Source organism: Actinoplanes sp. NPDC048967, assembly GCF_040649415.1.
Taxonomy (GTDB): Bacteria; Actinomycetota; Actinomycetes; order Mycobacteriales; family Micromonosporaceae; genus Actinoplanes.
On sequence record NZ_JBEZFL010000019.1, the window covers coordinates 16,274 to 37,595 of the forward strand.

At 72.6% G+C, this 21,322-nt stretch carries 20 protein-coding genes; 9 read left to right on the forward strand and 11 right to left on the reverse strand.

Translation table 11 applies throughout. The features are described 5' to 3' along the window. Nucleotides 1-774: 774 nt before the first annotated feature. From fliQ to pgsA, 5 genes are all read right to left on the reverse strand, one after another. The gene (gene fliQ / locus AB0C12_RS43910) at nucleotides 775-1,044 is read right to left on the reverse strand and encodes a flagellar biosynthesis protein FliQ (protein WP_212990639.1); all 270 of its coding nucleotides are present in this window, start codon (nucleotides 1,042-1,044) and stop codon (nucleotides 775-777) included. An 85-nt stretch (nucleotides 1,045-1,129) separates the two neighbouring features. Next, nucleotides 1,130-1,666 (reverse strand): hypothetical protein, encoded by a 537-nt coding sequence (locus AB0C12_RS43915; RefSeq protein WP_360557181.1) that lies wholly within the window; start codon nucleotides 1,664-1,666, stop codon nucleotides 1,130-1,132. A gap of 25 nt (nucleotides 1,667-1,691) precedes the next feature. Then, nucleotides 1,692-2,846, reverse strand: coding sequence for a glycosyltransferase family 4 protein (locus AB0C12_RS43920; RefSeq protein ID WP_360557183.1), 1,155 nt, complete (start codon nucleotides 2,844-2,846; stop codon nucleotides 1,692-1,694). Between the two features lie 13 nt (nucleotides 2,847-2,859). Further along, the gene (locus AB0C12_RS43925) at nucleotides 2,860-3,765 is read right to left on the reverse strand and encodes a phosphatidylinositol mannoside acyltransferase (RefSeq protein WP_360557185.1); all 906 of its coding nucleotides are present in this window, start codon (nucleotides 3,763-3,765) and stop codon (nucleotides 2,860-2,862) included. After that, nucleotides 3,762-4,400, reverse strand: a complete 639-nt coding sequence (gene pgsA, locus AB0C12_RS43930; RefSeq protein ID WP_360557186.1) for a phosphatidylinositol phosphate synthase — start codon at nucleotides 4,398-4,400, stop codon at nucleotides 3,762-3,764. The genes AB0C12_RS43925 and pgsA overlap by 4 nt, the downstream gene beginning before the upstream one ends. Nucleotides 4,401-4,633: 233 nt before the next feature. On the opposite strand from pgsA, the gene AB0C12_RS43935 reads away from it, so the two are divergent. Beyond that, on the forward strand, nucleotides 4,634-6,784 hold the full coding sequence (locus tag AB0C12_RS43935) for an elongation factor G-like protein EF-G2 (RefSeq protein WP_360557187.1): 2,151 nt from the start codon (nucleotides 4,634-4,636) through the stop codon (nucleotides 6,782-6,784). A 6-nt stretch (nucleotides 6,785-6,790) separates the two neighbouring features. Here AB0C12_RS43935 and AB0C12_RS43940 read toward each other — a convergent pair whose 3' ends face one another. After that, nucleotides 6,791-7,981 (reverse strand): FAD-dependent monooxygenase, encoded by a 1,191-nt coding sequence (locus AB0C12_RS43940; protein ID WP_360557188.1) that lies wholly within the window; start codon nucleotides 7,979-7,981, stop codon nucleotides 6,791-6,793. A 54-nt stretch (nucleotides 7,982-8,035) separates the two neighbouring features. On the opposite strand from AB0C12_RS43940, the gene AB0C12_RS43945 reads away from it, so the two are divergent. Beyond that, a complete protein-coding gene (locus AB0C12_RS43945) occupies nucleotides 8,036-8,617 on the forward strand; it encodes a TetR/AcrR family transcriptional regulator (protein WP_360557190.1) in 582 nt (193 codons plus the stop codon). On the opposite strand, the gene AB0C12_RS43950 is transcribed toward AB0C12_RS43945, so the two are convergent. Beyond that, nucleotides 8,588-9,064: an HIT domain-containing protein gene (locus AB0C12_RS43950; protein WP_360557209.1), complete on the reverse strand. Its 477-nt coding sequence runs from the start codon at nucleotides 9,062-9,064 to the stop codon at nucleotides 8,588-8,590. The two genes, AB0C12_RS43945 and AB0C12_RS43950, sit on opposite strands and share 30 nt — an antisense overlap. 150 nt (nucleotides 9,065-9,214) lie before the next feature. On the opposite strand from AB0C12_RS43950, the gene AB0C12_RS43955 reads away from it, so the two are divergent. Continuing rightward, nucleotides 9,215-10,195, forward strand: a complete 981-nt coding sequence (locus AB0C12_RS43955) for a hypothetical protein (RefSeq protein ID WP_360557191.1) — start codon at nucleotides 9,215-9,217, stop codon at nucleotides 10,193-10,195. A gap of 28 nt (nucleotides 10,196-10,223) precedes the next feature. Here the strand turns inward: AB0C12_RS43955 and thrS are convergent, their stop codons facing one another. Both thrS and AB0C12_RS43965 read right to left on the reverse strand, forming a co-directional pair. Then, the gene (thrS, locus tag AB0C12_RS43960; RefSeq protein ID WP_360557193.1) at nucleotides 10,224-12,212 is read right to left on the reverse strand and encodes a threonine--tRNA ligase; all 1,989 of its coding nucleotides are present in this window, start codon (nucleotides 12,210-12,212) and stop codon (nucleotides 10,224-10,226) included. Between the two features lie 57 nt (nucleotides 12,213-12,269). Further along, on the reverse strand, nucleotides 12,270-13,193 hold the full coding sequence (locus AB0C12_RS43965; RefSeq protein WP_360557194.1) for an ADP-ribosylglycohydrolase family protein: 924 nt from the start codon (nucleotides 13,191-13,193) through the stop codon (nucleotides 12,270-12,272). Nucleotides 13,194-13,301: 108 nt separating this feature from the next. Between AB0C12_RS43965 and AB0C12_RS43970 the strand changes: the two genes are divergently transcribed. From AB0C12_RS43970 to AB0C12_RS43985, 4 genes are all read left to right on the forward strand, one after another. Next, nucleotides 13,302-13,991: a response regulator transcription factor gene (locus AB0C12_RS43970; protein WP_203766725.1), complete on the forward strand. Its 690-nt coding sequence runs from the start codon at nucleotides 13,302-13,304 to the stop codon at nucleotides 13,989-13,991. Between the two features lie 104 nt (nucleotides 13,992-14,095). Further along, nucleotides 14,096-15,409 carry a HAMP domain-containing sensor histidine kinase gene (locus tag AB0C12_RS43975; RefSeq protein ID WP_360557195.1) on the forward strand — a complete coding sequence of 438 codons (1,314 nt, stop codon included), beginning with the start codon at nucleotides 14,096-14,098 and terminating at the stop codon, nucleotides 15,407-15,409. A gap of 244 nt (nucleotides 15,410-15,653) precedes the next feature. Then, on the forward strand, nucleotides 15,654-17,870 hold the full coding sequence (locus tag AB0C12_RS43980; protein ID WP_360557196.1) for an RICIN domain-containing protein: 2,217 nt from the start codon (nucleotides 15,654-15,656) through the stop codon (nucleotides 17,868-17,870). 23 nt (nucleotides 17,871-17,893) lie between these two features. Beyond that, entirely contained in the window at nucleotides 17,894-18,067 is a 174-nt protein-coding gene (locus AB0C12_RS43985; RefSeq protein WP_360557198.1) for a hypothetical protein, read from the forward strand. 8 nt (nucleotides 18,068-18,075) lie between these two features. On the opposite strand, the gene AB0C12_RS43990 is transcribed toward AB0C12_RS43985, so the two are convergent. Both AB0C12_RS43990 and AB0C12_RS43995 read right to left on the reverse strand, forming a co-directional pair. Then, a complete protein-coding gene (locus AB0C12_RS43990) occupies nucleotides 18,076-19,095 on the reverse strand; it encodes an adenosine deaminase (RefSeq protein WP_360557200.1) in 1,020 nt (339 codons plus the stop codon). 9 nt (nucleotides 19,096-19,104) lie between these two features. After that, a complete protein-coding gene (locus AB0C12_RS43995) occupies nucleotides 19,105-19,875 on the reverse strand; it encodes a trans-aconitate 2-methyltransferase (RefSeq protein WP_360557202.1) in 771 nt (256 codons plus the stop codon). Between the two features lie 66 nt (nucleotides 19,876-19,941). On the opposite strand from AB0C12_RS43995, the gene AB0C12_RS44000 reads away from it, so the two are divergent. Further along, the gene (locus AB0C12_RS44000) at nucleotides 19,942-20,919 is read left to right on the forward strand and encodes an aldo/keto reductase (RefSeq protein WP_360557204.1); all 978 of its coding nucleotides are present in this window, start codon (nucleotides 19,942-19,944) and stop codon (nucleotides 20,917-20,919) included. Then, entirely contained in the window at nucleotides 20,906-21,136 is a 231-nt protein-coding gene (locus AB0C12_RS44005; protein WP_360557206.1) for a hypothetical protein, read from the forward strand. Before AB0C12_RS44000 ends, AB0C12_RS44005 begins: the two co-directional genes overlap by 14 nt. Nucleotides 21,137-21,322: the final 186 nt, after the last annotated feature.

Sequence of the window (21,322 nt, forward strand, 5' to 3'; positions counted from 1 at the left end):
GGACCGGAGGGGCGGCGGACCGGAGGGGCGGCGGACCGGAGGGGCGGCGGACCGGAGGGGCGGCGGACCGGAGGGGCGGCGGACCGGAGGGGCGGCGGACCGGAGGGGCGGCCCAGGTGGCAGAGGGGCAGAGCTGACGGAGCGGCCAAATCGGCAAGGTGACGGGGTCGCTCAGCTGGCGGACCGGGAACAGCCCAGCGCCCGGGAGGGCGGGGCGGCGGAACGGCCCAGCTGACGAGGCCAGGCGGCCCAGCTCGCGGGGACCTTGGGGCGGCAGAGCGGCCCCGACCAGGGAGGCTCGACGAGACACAGCTGGTGAGGCGGGACCAGTGGGGCTGGAGCGCTGGGATGCGGAGCGGCTGCGGCACGGCGCGGGGCGGCCGGCGAACGGTGTGGGTTGAGTTGGAGCGGCTCGGCCACCCGACTGGCGGGTGGCGGAGAGATGAAAGTCCCGAAGTGGTGGGGCGCTCTCGGCTGGTGGGGCGGGCTGGGCTGGTGGAGCGGCGGCGCTGAGCGGGTTCGGCCGACGCAGTGGCAGCGCGGCTCGGGCGGTGGGGCGGCTTGGGCGGTGGGGCGGCTCCACCCGCCAGCGGCGGGCGAGGGACGGGGGCGAGAGCGGCTCGGATCGGCTGGGAGATCTTGGTAAGAATTGGCCGTTATAGGGGCCGGTTCTTGCCAAGGTCTACCGGCCCCACGGAACCACGCGACACAAACCGGTGCGGGTCGCGCAAAAAGGGCCGCCCGATGGGCGGCCCTTCTGCGATGCGAGCGAGATCAGCCGACCAGCGTCGGGATCTTCTCGAACAGCTGCGTCGTGAAGGTGACCATCTCGTGCAGCATCCAGTTACCCGAGAACAGGATCGCCGCACCCACCCCGACAGCCTTCGGCACGAACGACAGCGTCGCCTCCTGGATCTGGGTCACCGACTGGAACAACGAGATCGCAAAACCGATCAGCAGCGCCGTCAACAGCACCGGCGCGCACATCTTCGCGGCGATGGTCATGGCCTGCAGCCCCAGCTCAACGATCTGCGTGTCCGTCATGCCATCCCCTTCGGGACCCTGACGAAGCCGGGGAGCGCAGAACGGGCGCGCCACGGTTGCCGTTCGGTTCAGGGGCCGAGAAAGCTCAAGTCGAGACCGGGACGGGCGGCTCCGGGGCCGGGCGCTGCGTCACCGTCAGTGGCTCCGGGAGGTGCGGTTCGACGATGTCGAAGTAGCGGGGGCGTTCGTAGTGCCGGGCCATCCGGAGCAGGCGGACCAGCGGCCGCCTGCGGGCGGTGAGCGCGTCGCGGACCAGGTCGGTGTGCACCTGACGGGCCAGCACCACCCGGCGGCTCGTTGCCACCAGGGTGCGGGTCGCCGGGTCGGTGCCGGTCAGCCGGACCGCCTGCAGCTGGCGGGTCAGGTCGTTCTCCGCTGCCTCGCGTTCGTCGGGCTCCGCGTCGAGGGCCAGGCGCGCCGCCGCGTACAGCTCGACGAAGTCGGTGTCTTCCGCCACCACGGCCGCGGCGGCCGCTCGGCGGAGCAGGTGGGCGTCCAGGGCGCGGGTTGCTGAGGCGGCGCGGACGTGGACCCGTTCGACGCGGTGGGCCGTCCAGGCGAGGTACGCCGACAGCACAGCCGCCACCGCGAGCGCACCCATGACCCACCACATGCGGGGCATCGTAGTGCCGTTTTGTGTCGGAGAGTTACGTCCCGGAGCGTGGTTCGGCCCACTCTTCGTCAAAAACGCGACCGTCCGTAGCCTCGATCGCCGTCGCGTATACCTCCAGTACACGGTTGGCTACGCTGGGCCAGTCAAAGGTCTTCACGACCTCGCGGGCGCACTCGGCCAGCAGGGTCCGGCGTTGCGGGTCGTCCAGCAGTTCGGCCAGCACCGCCGTCAGTGCCTCGCTGTCGCCGGTCGGGAAGAGCGCCCCGGCCCGGCCGCCGTCCAGGACCCGGCGGAACGCGTCGAGGTCACTCGCCGCGATTGTCGCGCCGGCCGCCATCGCCTCGGTGAGGATCATGCCGAAGGACTCGCCGCCCGTGTTCGGGGCCACGTAGATGTCCACGCTGCGCAGCATCCGGGCCTTGTCGGCCTCGCTGACCAGGCCCAGGAACTCGACCCGGGGGTGCAGGTCGGCCGGGATGCCGTCGTACAGGTCGCCGCGGTCACCGGGGCCGGCCACCAGCAGGCGCAGGCCGGGCCGTTGCCGGGCGAGCGTGACGAACGCCGTACGCAGCAGCTCGAAGCCCTTGCGCGACTCGGTGAAGCGGCCCAGGAAGCCCAGCGTGCCGCCCTCGCCCGGCCGGCCCGGCAGGGGCTGCGCGGTGGCGAACTTGGCCACCGCCACCCCGTTGGGGATCTCCACCGCGCCGCCGCCGATGTGCTCGACCTGCACCTTGCGGGCCAGCTCGCTGACCGCGATGCGGGCGGTGATCTTCTCGACCACCGGCTGGAGGAAGCCCTGGGCCGCGGCCAGCGCGCGGGAGCGGACCATCGCGGTGTGGAAGGTGGCCACGACCGGGCCGCGGGCGGACAGCACTGCCAGCAGCGACAGGCTCAGCGTGAGCGGTTCGTGCACGTGCAGCACGTCGAACTGGCCGCGGGCCAGCCAGCGGCGCACCCGCGCGGTCGACACCGGGCCGAAAGCGATCCGGGCCACCGAGCCGTTGTACGGCAGCGGCATCGCCCGCCCCGCCGCCACCACGTACGGCGGCAGCTCCGCATCCTCGTCCGCCGGCGCCAGCACGCTGACCTCGTGCCCGAGCGTGATCAGGGCCTCGGCGAGGTCGACGATGTGGTTCTGCACGCCGCCCGGCACGTCGAACGAGTACGGCGAGACGATCCCGATCTGCACGCTGCCCCGCCCCTCAGACCCGGGCGCTCTGGTCGAGCCACAGTTTCTGCAGCATGTGCCAGTCCTGCGGGTGCTCGGCGATGCCCAGCTCGAACGCGTCGGCCAGCCGCTGGGTGGTGATCTTGACGCGGACGTCGAGGGCGCCCTCGTCCGGTTCGGGCAGTTCGATGCGGCGGATCCGGCCCAGCGAACCGGTCGGGGTGAACCACAGGTCGGCCGCGTACAGCGGGGCGCCCGTGCGCAGGGCCAGGATCGCGGGACCGGCCGGCATCCGGGTGCGGCCGCCGAAGAACCGCACCTCGATGCCGCGGGCGGACAGGTCACGGTCGGCGAGCAGCGGCACCGCGTACCCCTGGGTGGCCTTTTCGGCGAGCACGTCCAGCGGTGGCCGCCGGCCGCCGGTGAGCGGGAGGACCTCCATGCCGAGCTTCTCGCGGTACGCGATGAAGCGCTCGAACAGCCCCTCGGGCTTGAGCCGCTCCATGACCGTGACCAGCCGGTAGTCGTGCGAGACGACCCAGGCGGCGGCCGCGTCCCAGTTGGCCATGTGCGGCAGCGCCAGGATCGCGCCCTTGCCCTCGCCCAGGACGCGGTGGAACTCGTCGGCGTTGACCAGGTCGAAGTCGCGCAGGAAGTCCGCCCGGCTCTGTGACGGCAGCCGGAAGGCCTCCATCCAGTACCGGGCGTACGAGCGCAGCCCGGCCCGGACCAGCTCGTCGAGCTCGGCCTCGGGCAGGTCGGGGCCGACGACCATGCGCAGGTTGCGGCGCAGCCGCTGGGTGCCCGGGCCGTTGGCCTTGGCCGCACGGTCGGCGCCCCGGTCGAAGACGGCGCGGGCGGCGCGCAGCGGCAGCATCCGCGTCACCCGCCAGCCGGCGGCGTACCCCAGCTCGGTCAGCTGATCACGGCGGGTGGTCACGCCGGACCCTCCGGAACGGCGGGGGGCACCACGTCCGACTTGGCCGCGTGGATCAGCCGCTGGAAGACCGTGATGATCGACAGCGCCGACAGCACCCACAGCGCGGCCGGCAGGCCCCACTCCAGCCCGGCGGCGCCCAGCAGACCGCCGACACCCACGATGAGCAGGCGTTCGAGGCGCTCGGCGATGCCGACGTCGGCGTCCAGGCCGAGGCTCTGCGCGCGGGCCTTGACGTAGGAGACGACCTGGCCGAAGGCGAGCGAGATCAGCGCGGCGACCATGCCGCCGTACGGGTTGCCCTCACCGGCCAGGTAGTAGGCGACGGCGCCGAAGACCGCGGCGTCGGCGATGCGGTCCATCGACGAGTCCAGCAGGGCGCCGAACTTGCCGGACGGTCCCCGCAGGCGGGCCATCGTGCCGTCGAGAGCGTCGGTGAGGGCGCTGGCGGTGACGATCACGGTGCCCCAGAACAGCTCACCGCGGGCGCCGAAGCCCAGGGCGCCGATCAGGACGCCGACGGTGCCGGCGACGGTCACCGCGTTCGGGGTGACGCCGAGGCGCAGCAAGAGGCGGGCGGTCGGATGGAGGACGTACGACACGAGGGCGCGGGCGGGCACGCTGACGATCTTTGCCATGGCCGTCCCACCATAACGGCGACCGGGGAGAACCGGTACGGCGTGCGTCACGCGTCGCCGGATCGTCACAAAGGCCGGTTGCTGACTACAAAGGGTTGCGGCAGTGACTGCGCCGGGTGTCAGATCCAAGGACGGGGGGCGTAACAGCCAGGAATGCCCGCCCGGGTCCCGCGGCAGCCGACGGGGTCGGGAGAATGGGCGCCGACCGCGGCTGCCGACAGGAGGGCGTCACCATGACGCAGAAGACCCAGGAGAAAGGGCTCACCGCACCGGTGGTGACCGAGCCCGGCAGAGTACGCAACGTGGTGCTGGTGGGCCACTCCGGCGCGGGCAAGACAACGCTGGTCGAGGCGCTGCTCGCGGCGACCGGCACCATCTCGCGTACGGGCACGGTGGCGGACGGCACCACGGTGACCGACCACGACCCTGCGGCCGTACGCCAGCAGCGGTCCGTCTCCCTCTCGTGCGCGCCGCTGGTGCACGAAGGAGTGAAGATCAACCTGCTCGACACCCCCGGCTACGCCGACTTCGTGGGTGAGCTGCGCGCCGGCCTGCGGGCCGCGGACGCCGCCGTCTTCGTGGTCTCGGCGGTCGACGGCGTGGACGAGGCGACCGTCGCCCTGTGGGAGGAGTGCGCCGCGATCGGCATGCCGCGGGCCGTGACGATCACCCGGCTCGACCATCCGCGCGCCGACTACGAGGGCACGTTGCAGGAGTGTCAGGAGGCGTTCGGCGAGAACGTCATGCCGATCTACCAGCCCATGCTGGGTGACGACGGCGCTTCCATCGCCGGCCTGCTGGGCCTGGTCACCCTGAAGGTGCTGGACTACTCGGCCGGCTATCCGCCGCGGGCCGGGGAGGCCGAGCGCGAGCACCTGCTGCCCATCAAGGACGACCGGGACCTGCTCATCGAGGGGATCATCGCCGAGAGCGAGGACGAGACCCTGATGGACCGGTACGTCGCCGGCGAGCTGATCAGCACCGACACGCTGATCCCGGATCTGGAGAAGGCCGTGGCCCGGGGCACCTTCTACCCGGTCATCCCGGTCTGCGCCGCGACCGGGGTCGGCCTGGACGCCCTGCTCGACGGCCTGGTCAGCGCCGCGCCGTCACCCCTGGAGCACGACCTGCCGGTGGTCACCGGGGTGGACGGCAGTCCCCGTCCGCCGCTGGCCTGCGACCCGGACGGCCCGCTGGTGGCCGAGGTGGTCAAGACGACGATCGACCGGCACGTCGGCCGGGTCTCGCTGGTCCGGGTCTTCTCCGGCACGCTGCGCCCCGAGCTGACCGTGCACGTCTCCGGGCACGGCCTCACCGAGCGGGGGCACCCCGACCACGACGCCGACGAGCGGATCGCGCACGTCTACTCCCCGCTGGGCGCGCAGTTGCGTGAGGTGAGCGCCTGCGTCGCCGGGGACATCTGCGCGATCACCAAGTCGGGCAGCGCCGAGACCGGTGACACCATCTCGGCCAAGGATCAGCCGCTGCTCATGGAGCCGTGGAGCATGCCGGAGCCGCTGCTGCCGATCGCGGTGGTCGCCAAGACCCGTTCCGACGAGGACGCCCTGGCCAAGAATCTGGCCCGGCTCGTCGCCGGCGACCCCACGCTGCGGCTGGAACGCAACCCCGACACCCACCAGCAGGTGCTGTGGTGCATGGGCGAGTCGCACGCCGACGTGGTCCTCGAACGGCTGCGCGCCGGCGGTGTGGAGCTGGACACCGAGCCGGTGAAGGTGTCCCTGCGCGAGACCTTCAGCGCCCCGGCCCAGGGTCACGGCCGGCACGTCAAGCAGTCCGGCGGCCACGGCCAGTACGCCGTCTGCTCGATCAAGGTCGAGCCGCTGCCGCGCGGCAGTGGTTTCGAGTTCGTGGACAAGGTCGTGGGCGGCGCGGTGCCGCACAACTACATCCCGTCGGTGGAGAAGGGCGTACGCGCCCAGCTCGAACGGGGCATCGTCGCCGGTTACCCCGTGATCGACCTGCGGGTGACGCTGGTGGACGGCAAGGCGCACAGCGTCGACTCCTCCGACGCCGCGTTCCAGACGGCCGGGGCGCTGGCTCTGCGGACCGCCGCCGAGCAGGGTCAGGTGACGCTGCTGGAGCCGGTCGACGAGATCGTGGTGCGGGTGCCGGACAGCTATGTCGGCGCGGTGATGAGTGACCTGTCCGGGCGCCGGGGCCGGCCGCTGGGCACCGAGGTGACCGAGGACGGCGACCGCAGCCTGGTCCGGGCCGAGGTGCCGGCCACCGAGCTGGTCCGCTACGCGGTCGAGCTGCGCGCGCTCACCTCGGGCGCGGGCACCTTCAGCCGCACCTACGCCCGGCACGAGCCGATGCCGGCGCACCTGGCCGACGCCATCCGCAAGGAGCACGCGAGCCGATAGCAGCGGTCACGCGACCGGCGCCATCGGGTAGGACGGCAGCTCGATGGCGTTGGCCGCGTCGTGCAGCGGCCGGGTGACGCGCTCGATGATCTGCCGCTTGAGCGGGTGGTACTTCAGCGTGCGCATGCCGTAGTTGCGCACCGCCAGGGAGAGCCGGCCGCCCGGGACCATGTCGCCGGCCATCTTGACGCCGAAGGCCAGGTTGCGGTCCACGTACGGGCGCAGCCTGGCCTCGTACCGGTCGAAGGCGGCCCGGTGGTCACCGGCCGCCGCGGCCAGCTCGCCGGCCAGCAGGTAGGCCCCGACCAGGGCCATGCTGGTGCCCTGGCCGGCCGCCGGCGACGGGCAGTGCGCGGCGTCGCCGAGCATTACGACCCGGCCGGCGGAGTAGCGCGGCAGCTCGACCTGGTTCAGCGCGTCGAAGTAGACGTCGTCGGTGCCGCGCAGCAGGTCGAGGAAGCGCGGGACCTGCCAGCCCAGGCCGGCGAACCGGTCCGCCAGCACCTCCCGGCCCAGCACCGGCTCGTCCGCGCCGAAGACCAGGCCGACCTTGGCCGGTGCGGCGCCGCCGGTGCTGTAGGCGAAGACCATCCGGCCCGGCTCGGTGTAGAAGATCTCCTCGCGGTCCAGGCCCAGCTCGTTGGGCACGTCGAAGATCGCGATGTGCGCGCCCAGGTAGCGCAGCGGCACCTCCCCCATGGCCAGGCGCCGGGTGGCCGAGTGCACCCCGTCCGCGCCCACGACCAGGGCGAACCGGCGGGTGGCCCCGCTGGTGAAGGTGACGTCGATGCCGTCGGGACCGTCGGTCATCGTGGCGATCGCGTCGCCGAAGACGTACTCCACGTCGGCGGCGGTGGCGTCGTACAGGATCCGGGTCAGGTCGGTGCGCATGACCTCGAGGTCGTCGCCGCGCCGGCCCATCAGCAGGTCGGCGTCGAGCTTGGCGATCTGCCGGCCGTCGCGCCGGACGTAGGTCACGTGGCGCATGCCGGTGTCGGCCGACCGCGCCGCCTGGTAGAGGCCCATGCGCTTGAGGACGTCGGCGGCAGCGCCGCGGATGTCGACCTTGTAGCCGCCGTCGCGCAGGGCCGGGGCCCGCTCGACGACCGTGGGACGGAAGCCGTACCGGTGCAGTTGGTGGGCCAGGGCGGGGCCGGCGAGGCCGGCGCCGGAGATGAGTACGTCGCGAGAGGTCATGACCGCTACTATACAAACGTCTTATACGTTTGTATAGAACTTAGGATGGCGGCCATGGGACACCGTGCGGATCTGCTGGCCGGCGCCAAGCGCTGCCTCTTCGAGAAGGGCTACGCGCGAACCACCGCCCGTGACATCGTGGCGGCGTCGGGGACCAACCTCGGCTCGATCGGCTACCACTACGGCTCCACCCAGGCCCTGATGCAGGCGGCCATGCTCAGCGCGATCGAGGACTGGGGCGACGCGGTCGGGCTGGCGCTGGCCACCGCCGGCGGCGACGAGTCGGCGGACCCGCTGGTGCGCTACTGGCAGCGGGTCATCGGCAGCATCCTCAGCCACCGCGAGCTGTGGCTGGCCAGCATCGAGGCGATGCTGCAGAGCGAGCACTCCCCCGAGCTCAAGGCCCAGCTCGCCGAGGGCATCGAACAGGGGCGGCGCGGCCTGGCCGCGATCCTCACCGGCCGGGAGGAGGAGACGATCGACGAGCAGACGGTACGCACGACCGGCGCGGTCGCGATGGCCCTGATGTCCGGCGTGCTGACCCAGTGGCTGACCGACCCGGCCCGCGCGCCGTCCGCGGAGCAGATCGCCGCCGGGGTCCGGGCCCTAAGCCTCGCCCCAGGCTTTCAGCAGTAGCGCCCGGGTGTCGCCGAGCAGCTGCGGCAGCACCTTGGTCCGGCCGATCACCGGCATGAAGTTACCGTCGCCGCCCCACCGCGGCACCACGTGCTGGTGCAGGTGCGCCGCGATCCCGGCCCCGGCCACCGCGCCCTGGTTCATCCCCAGGTTGAAGCCGTGCGGGCTGCTCGCCCGCCGGATGACCCGCATCGCCCGCTGGGTGAAAGCGGCCAGCTCGACGGTCTCGGCGTCGGTCAGCTCGGTGTAGTCGGCGACGTGCCGGTACGGGCACACCAGCAGATGACCCGGGTTGTACGGATACAGATTGAGCACCGCGAAGACCAGCTCCCCGCGGGCCACCACGAGGCTCTCCCCCTCGTCGAGCCCGGGCGCCACGCAGAACGGGCAGCCGGCCGGCGCCTCGTAGCCGCCCTCGGGCCGGTCCGCGCCCGAGATGTAGGCCATCCGGTGCGGTGTCCAGAGCCGGTCGAGACCGTCCCGCTCCCCTGCGTCACTCACGCTCCCACCCTAGTCAGCGAGGCCGGTGCCCGCCCGGTGCGCGCCGGACATCGACATCCGTCATAGAGTGTCGGCGATCGAGTGAGGTGGACGACCATGCGTGGGACGCATATCCGGCACCGTCGCGGTGTTCTGGTGAGCCTGATCGTGGCGGTGCTGGTGGTCGGCGTGACGGTGACGACCGTGGTCGCCCTGAGCACCGGCGACGACGAGCCGGCCGCACCGGGTGCCGCGCCGGCCGCCCTCGGCCGCCGCCCCTGGCAGGTCACCCTCGACGTGGACGAGACGTCCGGCTACGTGGTCACCGCCAGCGTCACCGACGGCGACCGGCAGACCCTCACCGTGCAGAACCTCGGGCTGGGCAGCAGCCCCGACGGCACGTACGGCGGTGAGGTGACCGCCTTCTCGCCGGGCACGCTGGACGAGAGCCAGTTCCGCGGCGCCGAGCAGATCGACGACTTCCGTTACCTGAAAGCGTTCTCCTTCGCCGGGCACACCGTCGGGGAGACCGAACCGTGGCAGACGCCGGCGGTGGGCCGGCGGGACCCGTCGGGCACGTGGATCGTGGTCTACGCCGACACCTCCCGGGCCAAGGACAAGATCACCCGGACGGACCTGCTCCGGCTCGCCGCCGCGATCACCCTCGGCTCGCCGCGCGATCTGCGGCTGCCGCTGCGCCTCGGCGTCCGGATGCCCAAGGGCCTGGAGCTGACCTACCTCCGGTCACCGGACCACCGGATCGACCGGGGACAGACGGCCGTCGGTTTCAGCACCGGCTCCCGCGCGCCCTCGGGCGCGGCCGTCTACAACGGACTGCCGGGCGGCCTGGAGGTCGCCGTGCTGACCGCCGCCCGGGACGCGAACTGGGAACGCGAGCGCGCGGCGCTGACCGGCCGGACCCAGGTCGGCAAGCTGCCGGCCTGGTACGAGCCCCGCGGCCGGCTGATCGTGGAGGCCGAGCACTGCGTCGTCACGGTGGAGTCGCTCTTCCCCCGGCGCGAGCTGGACGCGCTGATCGGTGAGCTCACCATCGGCGACTGCGCCGACCCGGACTCCTGGATCCCGCCGCTGACCTGACGCGGGACCCAGGAGACGCGGGGATGTCTCAGGCCGCGGACGGCCCGGAGTTGACCCGGCTGCGCACGATCTCGACCACGTGCGCGACCGCCTCGTCGAGCGGCACGCCGTTGCGCTGGGAGCCGTCGCGGTAGCGGAACGACACGGTGCCGCCGTTCACGTCGTCGTCGCCGGCGATCGCCATGAACGGGATCTTCTGCTGCTGCGCGGTGCGGATCTTCTTCTGCATCCGGTCGTCGGAGTAGTCGACCTCGGCCCGGATGCCCTCCTTGCGGAGCCGGGCGACGAACTCGCCGAGGTAGTCGGCGTGGTCGTCGCGGATCGGGATGCCGACCACCTGTACCGGCGCCAGCCAGGCCGGGAAAGCGCCCGCGTAGTGCTCGGTCAGCACGCCGAAGAAGCGCTCGATCGAGCCGAACAGCGCCCGGTGGATCATGACCGGCCGCTCCCGGCCGCCGCTGGCCGCCGAATACTCCAGCTCGAACAGCTCCGGCAGGTTGAAGTCCACCTGGATGGTCGACATCTGCCAGGTGCGGCCGATCGCGTCCTTGACCTGCACGCTGATCTTCGGACCGTAGAACGCCGCGCCGCCCGGGTCCGGCACCAGGTCCAGGCCGGACTCCACGGCGGCCTGGCGCAGCGCCTCGGTGGCCCGCTCCCAGTTCTCGTCGGTGCCGACCGACTTCTCCGGGTTGCGGGTGGACAGCTCCAGGTAGAAGTCGTCCAGCCCGTAGTCCTTCAGCAGGTCGAGGACGAAGCGCAGCAGGGACTTCAGCTCGCCCGCCATCTGCTCCTCGGTGCAGAAGATGTGGGCGTCGTCCTGGGTCATGCCGCGCACCCGGGTGAGGCCGTGCACCACGCCGGACTTCTCGTAGCGGTAGACGGTGCCGAACTCGAACATGCGCAGCGGCAGCTCGCGGTAGGACCGGCCCCGGCTCCGGAAGATCAGGTCGTGGAAGGGGCAGTTCATCGGCTTCAGGTAGTAGTTCGCGCCCTCCATCTCCATGGGCGGGAACATGCCGTCGGCGTACCAGCCGAGGTGGCCGGAGGTCTCGAACAGGTTGCCCTTGGTGATGTGCGGGGTGTTCACGAAGGCGTAGCCGGCCTCCTCGTGCTTGAGGCGCGAGTAGTTCTCCATCTCCCGGCGGATGATGCCGCCCTTGGGGTGGAACACCGCGAGACCGGAACCGATCTCGTCGGGGAAGGAGAACAGGTCCAGGTCGGCGCCCAGCTTGCGATGGTCGCGGCGGGCGGCCTCCTCCAGCAGCTTCAGGTACGCCTTCAGCTCGTCGCGGGTCGGCCACGCGGTGCCGTAGACCCGCTGGAGCTGCGGGTTCTTCTCACTGCCCCGCCAGTACGCGGCGGCCGAGCGCATCAGCTTGAACGCGCCGATCAGCCGGGTCGACGGCAGGTGCGGACCGCGGCACAGGTCACCCCAGACGCGCTTGCCGTCCTTGTCGATGTTGTCGTAGTGGGTGAGCTCGCCGGCGCCGACCTCCATGACCTCGTCGGCGTCGACCTCACCCTTGATGTCGACCAGCTCGAGCTTGTACGGCTCGTTCGCCAGCTCCACCTTGGCCTCGTCGAGCGATCCGTACTCGCGGCGCCGGAACGTCTGGCCCGACTTGACGATCTCCTGCATCCGCTTCTCGAGCCTGGCCAGGTCGTCCGGCTGGAACGGCTTGGCCACGTCGAAGTCGTAGTAGAAGCCGTTCTCGATCGGCGGCCCGATGCCGAGCTTGGCCTCCGGGAAGACGTCCTGCACGGCCTGGGCGAGCACGTGCGCGGTCGAGTGGCGCAGCACGTTGAGCCCGTCCGGCGAGTCCAGCGGCACCGGGCTGACCTCGGTGTCCAGCTCGGGAGCCCAGTCCAGGTCGCGCAGCCGGCCGGCCGGGTCGCGGACGACCACGATCGCCTTCGGACCGGCGGCGGGCAGGCCCGCGGCGGCCACCGCGTCGGCCGCCGTCGTCCCGGCCGGGACGACCAAGCCCTCGGCGGGGGTACGGGGTGCAGACACAGTGGTTCTCCTTTGCGTGAAAACGGGGTCGAGCACGATGCTAGTAGGTCGCTCCGGTCATGCTTCGCGCGACGCGGTCACCCAGTCGGGCAGCTCCTCGCGCGCCGCCAGCCACGCCGCCGGGATCCCGTCCACCCCGGTGTACGCGGCGACGACGCCCCCGGCCATCGCGGCGGTGGTGTCCACGTCCCCGCCCGCCGTGACGCAGGCGGTGATCGCGGCCGGATAGTCGCCGAGATGCCGGGCGGCCACCCAGACGGCGAACGGCACCGAGTCCGGCGCCGTCGACCTCGATCCGGTGCCGAGCTCGTACGCGGCCTCCGCCGGGTCGATGAGACGCTGGGCCCGTTCCAGACCGTCCCGTACGTGTCCCGGGGCGACCCAGCCCGCGACGGCCGCCAGGAACTGCGCCGGCTCGGGCCGGTGACCGTCGAGGCGGGCCGCCGCCGCGATCGCCGCCGCGACAGTGACCGCCACCCCGCCGGCGATGCCCTCGGGGTGGGCGTGGGTGACCTCGGCCGCCCTGGCGCCCTGGGCCGCGGCATGGGCCAATGAGTCGGCGTGCCAGGCACCGATCGGGGCGGCCCGCATCGCGGCACCGTTGCCGGCTGAGCCCTGACCGTCGAAGGCAGCCGCGGCCGCGATCGGCCACGGGGTGCCCTCGCGGATCTGCCGGAGCATGACCACCGCCCCCGGCCCGTAGCCGCGGTAGGCGTCGAAATGCCGGCCGAGCAGGTCGGCGAAGTGGTCCCGGTCGAGGCTGAGCTCGTCACTGGCGGTCAGGGCGGCGACCAGGCAGCAGGCTTCCTCGGTGTCGTCGGTCCACGGCCACGGCGGGGTGGGCAGGTGGCCCCGGGACAGGTCCGCGGCGTGCTGGCCGGGGACGAAATACTGGGCGCCGAGCGCGTCACCGACCGAGAGACCGGCCAGGCTGTCAGCGGCGAGGGCAAGACGTGCGTCGGGAAAGAGTGTGAAGGTCATCGGTACGCGCCATCCTATAGCGTCCGGTTTCCGGTGACTCTCAGTGATCGACGGCTGCCTCTGGATGACGGATTCGGCGTGGCTTGCCAAGGGCAGTACCTTCTCTGCATGGCCACGGTGTTGCTCGTCGAGGACGATCACGTCGTGCGCGGCGCCATGCTCCGGTCGCTGGCCGATCGGGGGCACGCCGTGCACGCCGTCGGCACGGCCCTGGACGCCCTGCGCCGGGTGGCCGCCGAGACCCCCGATCTGGTGGTGCTCGACCTGGGCCTGCCCGACCTCGACGGCTCGGACGCGCTGCGCATGCTGCGCGGCATCACCGACGTCCCGATCATCATCGCCACCGCCCGCGACGACGAGCAGACCGTGGTGCGGCTGCTGCGCGCCGGGGCCGACGACTACATGGTCAAGCCGTTCACCGGTGCCCACCTCGACGCGCGGATCACCACGGTGCTGCGCCGCGTCGGCCGGGCCAGCCGGACCGCCCAGCCCGCCGTGCACGAGGTCGGCGAGCTGCGGGTGGACGTCGGCGAACGCAGTGCCAGCCTGGCCGACCAGCCGCTGGCGCTGACCCGCAAGGAATTCGACCTGCTGGCGTACCTGGCCGCCCGCCCGGGCCGGGTCGTGTCGCGCCGTGAGCTGTTGGAGGAGGTATGGCGACAGCCGTCAGTCGGCGAGGACCAGACGATCGACGTGCATCTGTACTGGCTACGTCGGAAACTGGGCGAATCCGCGGCGAAGCCTCGCTACCTGCGCACCGTGCGGGGGGTCGGATTCCGGTTGGTGGCGCCGGACTGAGGGCGCGGCTGGCCTACGTCAGCGCCGCCACCACCGCCATCGCCGCCCTCGCGTTCCTCGTCCCGCTGGGCTGGGAGCTGCGTGAGGACCACCGTGACCAGGCCATGTCCACGGCCGAGCAGCGCAGCGCGCTGGTCGCCGGCGCCATCGCCGCCGGCGCGAACAAGAAGAACGTCGACGCCGCGGTCAAGAGCGCCGGCGGCGGGCTCGTCGTGCACCCGCCGGACACCGTGGGCACCACCCGGGCCGGCGCCGACGACGTGCTGGACGCCGCCAAGGGCACCGAGGCGCTGGTCATCGAGGCCGAGAACGGGCTGGTCCGGCTCGAGCCGGTCCGCGCCGGCGACAAGACCTCGGTGGTCGAGGCCTTCGTCAGCGACGAGGAGCTCGGCGCGGGCACGGCCCGGGACTGGTGGATCCTGCTCGGCATCATGCTCGGGCTGGTGCTCGGCTCGGTGATCGTGGTCGACCGGCTGGCCCGCGGCGCGGTGGCCTCGGTGCGCAACCTGGTGCACGCGGCGATGGCCGTCGGCGGCGGCGACCTCGGCGTGCGCATCCAGCCCTCCGGCCCGCGCGAGCTGGCCGAGGCCGGGTACGCGTTCAACCGCATGGCCGACCGCCTGGTCACCTCCCGCACCAGCGAGCGGGAGCTGGTCGCCGACCTGTCGCACCGGCTGCGCACCCCGCTGACCGTGCTGCGCCTGGACGCCGAGGCCCTGGACCCCGACGACACCCACATCGGTGAGTTCTCCGCGGCCGAGCTCGACCGCCGGCGCGGGATCCGGCGCATCCGGCAGGCCATCGTGACCCTCGAGGGCGAGGTCGACCAGCTGATCAACACCACCCGGCAGGCCGTCGCCGCCCAGGTCGCCGCGCCCGAGGAGGGGCTCTGCGACGCCAGCGAGGTGGTCCGCGACCGGATGGTCTTCTGGTCCGCGCTGGCCGGCGACCAGGACCGCCAGTACCGGGTGGTCGGCGCGCACCTGCGCATCCCGGTGCCGGTGGCCCGGGCCGAGCTGGCCGCGGCCCTGGACGCCGTGCTCGGCAACGTCTTCCGCTACACCCCGCAGGGCACCGCGTTCGAGGTGGGCATCAGCCGCCGCGACGGCTGGGTCGCGCTGCGGGTCGACGACGCGGGGCCGGGCATCGACGACCCGGAGAAGGCCCTGCGCCGCGGCGAGAGCGAACAGGGCTCGACCGGCCTGGGCCTGGACATCGCGCGGCGGGCGGCCCAGGCCACCGGCGGCTCGGTGAGCCTGGACCGGGCCGCGATGGGCGGGGCCAGCGTCGTCATGCTGCTGGCCGACGCCGAGGCCGCACCGAAACAGGTGAACCGTTTCGGCCTGGTCGGCCGGCTGGCCCGGGAACGGGATCCGGTGAAGCGCAAGTGGCCGCATCAACGCACAGATGACGCGTAGAAAACGGCCGCGTCGCACCGTGCCCCTTGAAACAACCCGGACGGTACAACGATTGCTTAGATCTGCATTAAAGGCGTTCCCCTGGCGCTCCCGGGCTGGCACGCTCTACCCCGATCCCATCCGGCCGGCCGGTCCGCAGCCCAACGCACAACCCCACACCACGGATCCGGCAGGCCACCTCGCGGTGGGAGGTGGTCACCCCATAACCCCCTCCCACCGCGCCCCCGCAGTACGAGGAGATGGTTTGTCCACCCACCGACGTCCCGCGCCGCGTGGGGAGGCGCCGTCCTCGCGCCGGCGGGCTCCCGCCGACCGCGGACGCCGGCGTGCCACTCCCCGCCCGCACCGGCTGCTGCCGGTGCTGCTGGGCGTCGCGATGCTCGGCATCGGCGGCGTGGTCGGACCGAGCGTGGTCGGCGGCGGCTGGACCGGTGACGGCGACGGCCAGGACGGCGAGCGGATCACCTACGCCGCCCGGCCGGCCGACAACCCCGGCCTCGGCCTGGTCTACTTCGGGCTCAAGCCGGGTGACAAGGACTCGCTCTGCGCGGGTGTGTACGAGCTCGACGAGGAGACCTGCACCCACGGCCCCGACCCGGCCCCGGCCGGCCTGAAGGTCACCCGCGACGTCGCCCCGGTGACGGCCAAGGTGCCCGAGCCCGCCGACCCGGCCCGCGAGGCGGCATCCGTGCCCCCGGACGCCGAGATCGTCCGCGACCAGGGCGGCTCCGCCCTGTCGCCCGGCGCCCCGGCGCTGATCCCGGACGCGGCTCCCGGAGAGGCCGACTTCGTCATGGGTACGCACGACGTGGCCTGCGAGGGCGACGGGCGCACCGGCAAGCGGGTCCAGGTGCTCTACCTGCACGAGTTCGGCACCCCGAGCCGCTACGCCGACTTCCTCGGCTCGATGCGCACCTGGTCCGCCGGCGTCGACCAGATCTTCGACGCCAGCGCGGCCGAGACCGGCGGCTCGCGCCACGTGCGCTTCGTGACCACGCCGCAGTGCCGGGTCGACGTCGCCGAGGTCCAGGTGCCCGAGGCGGCGCTGGAGTCGTTCACCGGCAACATCGACGCGCTGCAGACGCTCGGTTACAACCGCACCGACCGCAAATACCTGATCTTCGCGGACACGAACGTGTACTGCGGCATCGGCACCTTCGTCGCCGACAAGCGGCCGGGGCTGGGCAACCGCAACAACGGCGGGCCGTCGTACGGCCGGGTCGACGCGGGCTGCTGGAGCTCGGTGGTGGCGGCGCGCGAGGTGACCCAGATGCTCGGCGCCCGGCTGCAGGACTCGCCGAACTCCACCGGCGCCGGCAGCTGCACCGACGACTACGACCTGATGTGCAACAAGGACCGCTCGGACACCGCCCTGCGTACGGTCTGCCCGAAGAAGCACGAGGACCGCCTCGACTGCGGCCACGACGACTACTTCAACACGAACCCGAAGCCGAAGAGCTACCTGGCGGACAACTGGAACGTGGCGCAGAGCGAGTTCCTGCTGCGCAGCGACGGCGGCGACGACATCCCGGACGCGCCGAACGCCGTACCGGCCGAGCCTGACGCGACCCCGCGGGCGACCCCCGGCACGGCGGCTCCCGAGGGGCCGAAGGCTCCGGAGCCGACCGCCACCGGCGGTGACGCCTCCGACGGCGGTGGCGACGCGGTGCCGCCCGGCGCCGAGCCCGGCGCGACCGCGCCCGGTGTCCCGGCCCCCACGACCGGTGCTCCCGCGGCGGACCCGACCACGGCTGCCCCGCCGGCGGTCCCCACCACCCCGGCAGCGGCTCCGGGCGTGCAGGCGGTCCTCGAGGTGCGCGAGCCCAACAGCACCTCCGTACGGCTCACCTGGAGCGCCGCCGGGCCCAAGGCCGGCTACGACGTCGAGGTGGACGGCGTGAAGATCGCCACCACCGTGGCCACCCGGGCCAAGCTGATCGGCCTGCGCCCCGACGCCAAGTACCAGGTCGCGATCCGCAGCACGAACGGCTACCTGGCCAAGGGGACCGCCCAGTCGGCCCCCGCGGCCCGGCCCGCCGCGAACACGTGGTTCGTCCTGACCAACTCGCTCACCGGCGGCGCGGCGGACCTGTACGCCGCCCGGACGGCCAACGGCACCCCGGTGGCGCTCGGCGGCCCGGACGGCGACTCGCAGCAGCAGTGGAAGCTGGTCCCGGCCGCGGCCGGCGCGTTCTCCCTGCAGTCGCGGGCGACCGGCAAGTGCGTGATCCCGCTGGACGGCAACCCGGTGGCCGGTGCGCCGCTCGTGCAGGGCGACTGCACCTCGGCCGGCAGCGGCCGGTGGTCGCTGTTCGCCACGGACTACGGCTTCAGCCTGCGCACCACCGCCGGTGGCCTGGTCGCCGGCGTGGGCAGCCAGCGTTTCGGCGCTTCCCGGCTGCTCGTCCTGCAACAGCCGGAGCAGGCCCGGCACCAGAGTTGGACGGCGGTTCCCGGCTGAGTTCCGGGCGAAGAGGAGTGACGATGCTGGACACCGACGTACGCACCGATCCGGAGCTGGAGCCGGACGAGGACCCGGGCCGGTTCAACCGGCGCCGGGTCGTCCGGATCGTGACGGTCCTGGTGCTGGGGATCCTCGCCGTGCTGGCGCTGTGGCAGGAGCCGCTCTACGCGGGCTTCCGCTCCCCCGGCTTCTGACCACCCACCTACCGGTCGGCGGCGTAGTCGTCGATCTCGGCCAGCAGCGCTGACTTGCCGGCCGGGGCCAGGAACGACGCCTGCACGGCGGCGCGGGCGAGGCCGGCCACCCCGGCGGCGTCGAGGCCGAGCAGCCGGGCGGCCACCGCGTACTCCTCTTCCAGGGTGGTGCCGAACATCGGCGGGTCGTCGGAGTTGATCGTGACCGGCACCCCGGCGGCGACCAGGGCCGGCAGCGGGTGCTCGTCGATGGCGGGCACGGCCCGGGTCCGTACGTTGGAGGTCGGGCAGACCTCCAGCGGGATCTCGTGCTCGGCCAGGTAGGCCATCAGCTGCGGGTCCCGGGCGGCGGCGATGCCGTGCCCGATCCGTTCGGCGCCGAGGTCGCGCAGCGCGTCCCAGATGGTCTCCGGCCCGGTGGTCTCGCCCGCGTGCGGCACGCTGTGCAGCCCGGCCGCGCGGGCCTTGTCGAAGTACGGCTTGAACTGCGGCCGGGGCACACCCACCTCGGGACCGCCGAGGCCGAAGCTGATCAGGCCGGCGGGCTGCTCGTCGAGCGCGATCCGCAGCGTCTCCTCGGCCGCGGCCAGCCCGGCCTCCCCGGGGATGTCGAAGCACCAGCGCAGGTCGACCCCGAAGTCGGCGGCGGCGCCGGCCCGGGCGTCCTCGATGGCCGCGCAGAACGCCGGCGCCGGGATGCCGCGCCGCACGTGCGAGTACGGCGTCACGGTCAGCTCGGCGTAGCGGACCTGCTGGCGCGCGAGCTCGCGGGCCACCTCGTAGGTCAGCGTCCGGACGTCCTGGTCGTCGCGGATCAGGTCGACCACGCTCAGGTAGATCTCGATGAAGTGGCCGAAGTCGCGGAACGCGAAGTAGTCGGCCAGGGCGCCCGGGTCGGCCGGCACCGGGGTGTCCCCCTCGTGCCGGGCCGCCAGCTCGGCCACGATCCGCGGCGACGCCGAGCCGACGTGGTGCACGTGCAGCTCGGCCTTGGGCAGTCCGGCGATGAAGGCGGTCAGATCGGTCAACTTCTCCCCCTAGGCGATGGTCGCCACCGCGAAGATCCGGCGGAACGGGAACGCCACGTACCCGTTGCGGGCAGGGTATTCCGCCGCCAGCGTCGCACCGAGCGCGACCCGGAACTCGCGCCACGCCGGATCGTCCAGCGCGGCTTTCACCGGCCGCAGCGCGGTGCCCTCCATCCAGCGCAGCACCGGATGCTCGGGCCCGGTGTCCGGCAGCAGGTGGAGGTAGGTGGTCTCCCAGGCGTCCACGGCGGCCCCGGCCCCGGTGAGCAGCGCGGCATAGCCGACGGCATCGTCCACCGGCGCCTCCCGGACGAGCTCGCCGACGATGTCCGCGTAGGGGGCGCTGCGGGCCAGCGCACGCAGGGCGCGGTGTGAGGGGGCGTCGAAGTTGCCGGGGACCTGCATGGCGAACCACGCGCCCGGCGGCAGGGCCCGGATCCACCGCTCGAGCAACGCGCGGTGCTCCGGCACCCACTGCAGGACCGCGTTGGTGACGACCACGTCGGTGTCCGGGCCGGGCTGCCACTCGCCGACGTCAGCCACCGCGAACTCCACGCCGGCGTCGAGGGCACGGGCCTTGGCGATCATCTCGGGCGACGAGTCCAGGCCGGTGATCCGGGCGTCCGGCCAGCGCCGCGCGAGGTTCGCGGTGAGCTCGCCGGGTCCGCAGCCCAGGTCGGTGACGGTCCGCGGGTGCGGCGCGCCGATCCGGGCGACGAGGTCGTGGAACGGGCGGGCGCGCTCGTCACCGAAGCGGTGGTAGACGGTGGGATCCCACATGGCGATGCTCCAAACCGTACGTACGTCTTTTTTGCAGCGTACCAGCGGCGGGCTAGGCTCGGCCGCGTGGAAAATCGCAGCTTCGCCCGTATGGGGCGCACCGTCGGCGTGATCGGACTCGGCGCCTGGCAGCTCGGCGCCGACTGGGGCAGCGTGAGCGAGGACGACGCGCTCGCCACCCTCGGCGCGGCGGTCGACGCCGGCGTCACCTTCATCGACACCGCGGACGTCTACGGCGACGGCCGCAGCGAGCAGGTCATCGGCCGGTTCATCAAGGACAAGCCCCAGCTCACCGTGGCCACCAAGATGGGTCGCCGGGTGGCCCAGGAGCCGGCCAACTACACCCTGGACAACTTCCGGGCCTGGACCGACCGCTCCCGCACCAACCTGGGCGTCGACACCCTCGACCTGGTGCAGCTGCACTGCCCGCCCACCCCGGTGTTCTCCACCGACGCGGTCTACGACGCGCTGGACACCCTGGTGCAGGAAAAGCGCATCGCGGCGTACGGCGTCAGCGTCGAGAAGGTCGACGAGGCGCTGGCCGCCATCGCCCGCCCGGGCACCGCAAGCGTCCAGATCATCCTGAACGCGCTGCGCCTCAAGCCGCTGGAGCAGGTGCTGCCCGCAGCGGCCGCGGCCGGCGTCGGCATCATCGCCCGGGTGCCACTGGCCAGCGGCCTGCTGTCCGGGCGCTACGACGAGCACACCACGTTCAGCGCGGACGACCACCGCACGTACAACCGGCACGGCGAGGCCTTCGACGTCGGCGAGACCTTCTCCGGGGTCGACTTCGGCACCGGCCTCCAGGCCGTCCAGCGGCTGCTGCCGCACGTCCCGACGGGCGCGACCATGGCCCAGTTCGCACTGCGCTGGATCATCGACCAGCCCGCGGTCACCGTGGTCATCCCCGGCGCCCGCAACGCGGAGCAGGCCCGGGCCAACGCGGCGGCGGCCGAGCTGGCGCCGCTGGGCGACGAGGCCCACGAGGTGGTCCGGTCGGTCTACGACGAGCTGATCCGCCCCCAGGTCCATGACCGCTGGTGAGGGCACGCCGATGAAGGGCTGGCCGTGGCTGACCGCGGGCCTGCTCGGGGTGGTGCTGGGCGTGCTGTGGACGGCTCAGGGCCTCGACCTGCTCGGCGGTAGCGTGATGAGCGGCGTGACTATCTGGGCCGTCATCGGGCCTATCGTCGCTGTGGCTGGGTTGGTGCTGATCGTTCTCGGGGTTCGGATTCGGGCTCGTAGCAAGTCTCAGCCCTAGGGATCTTTGTTCCTGTCGTGCTTGGTTGCGGTTTGGGCTTGGGGGCGGGGATGACCCACGCAGCTCGTCAGGCTTGATATCTGCGTGGGTCCACCGAGGGTGGCTCGTTGGTTGAAACCGCCGAGCGGCACGACAGCGTCGGCGGACAGTGCTTCGAGCGGGCCCAGCACGTTGAACCTCATCGCG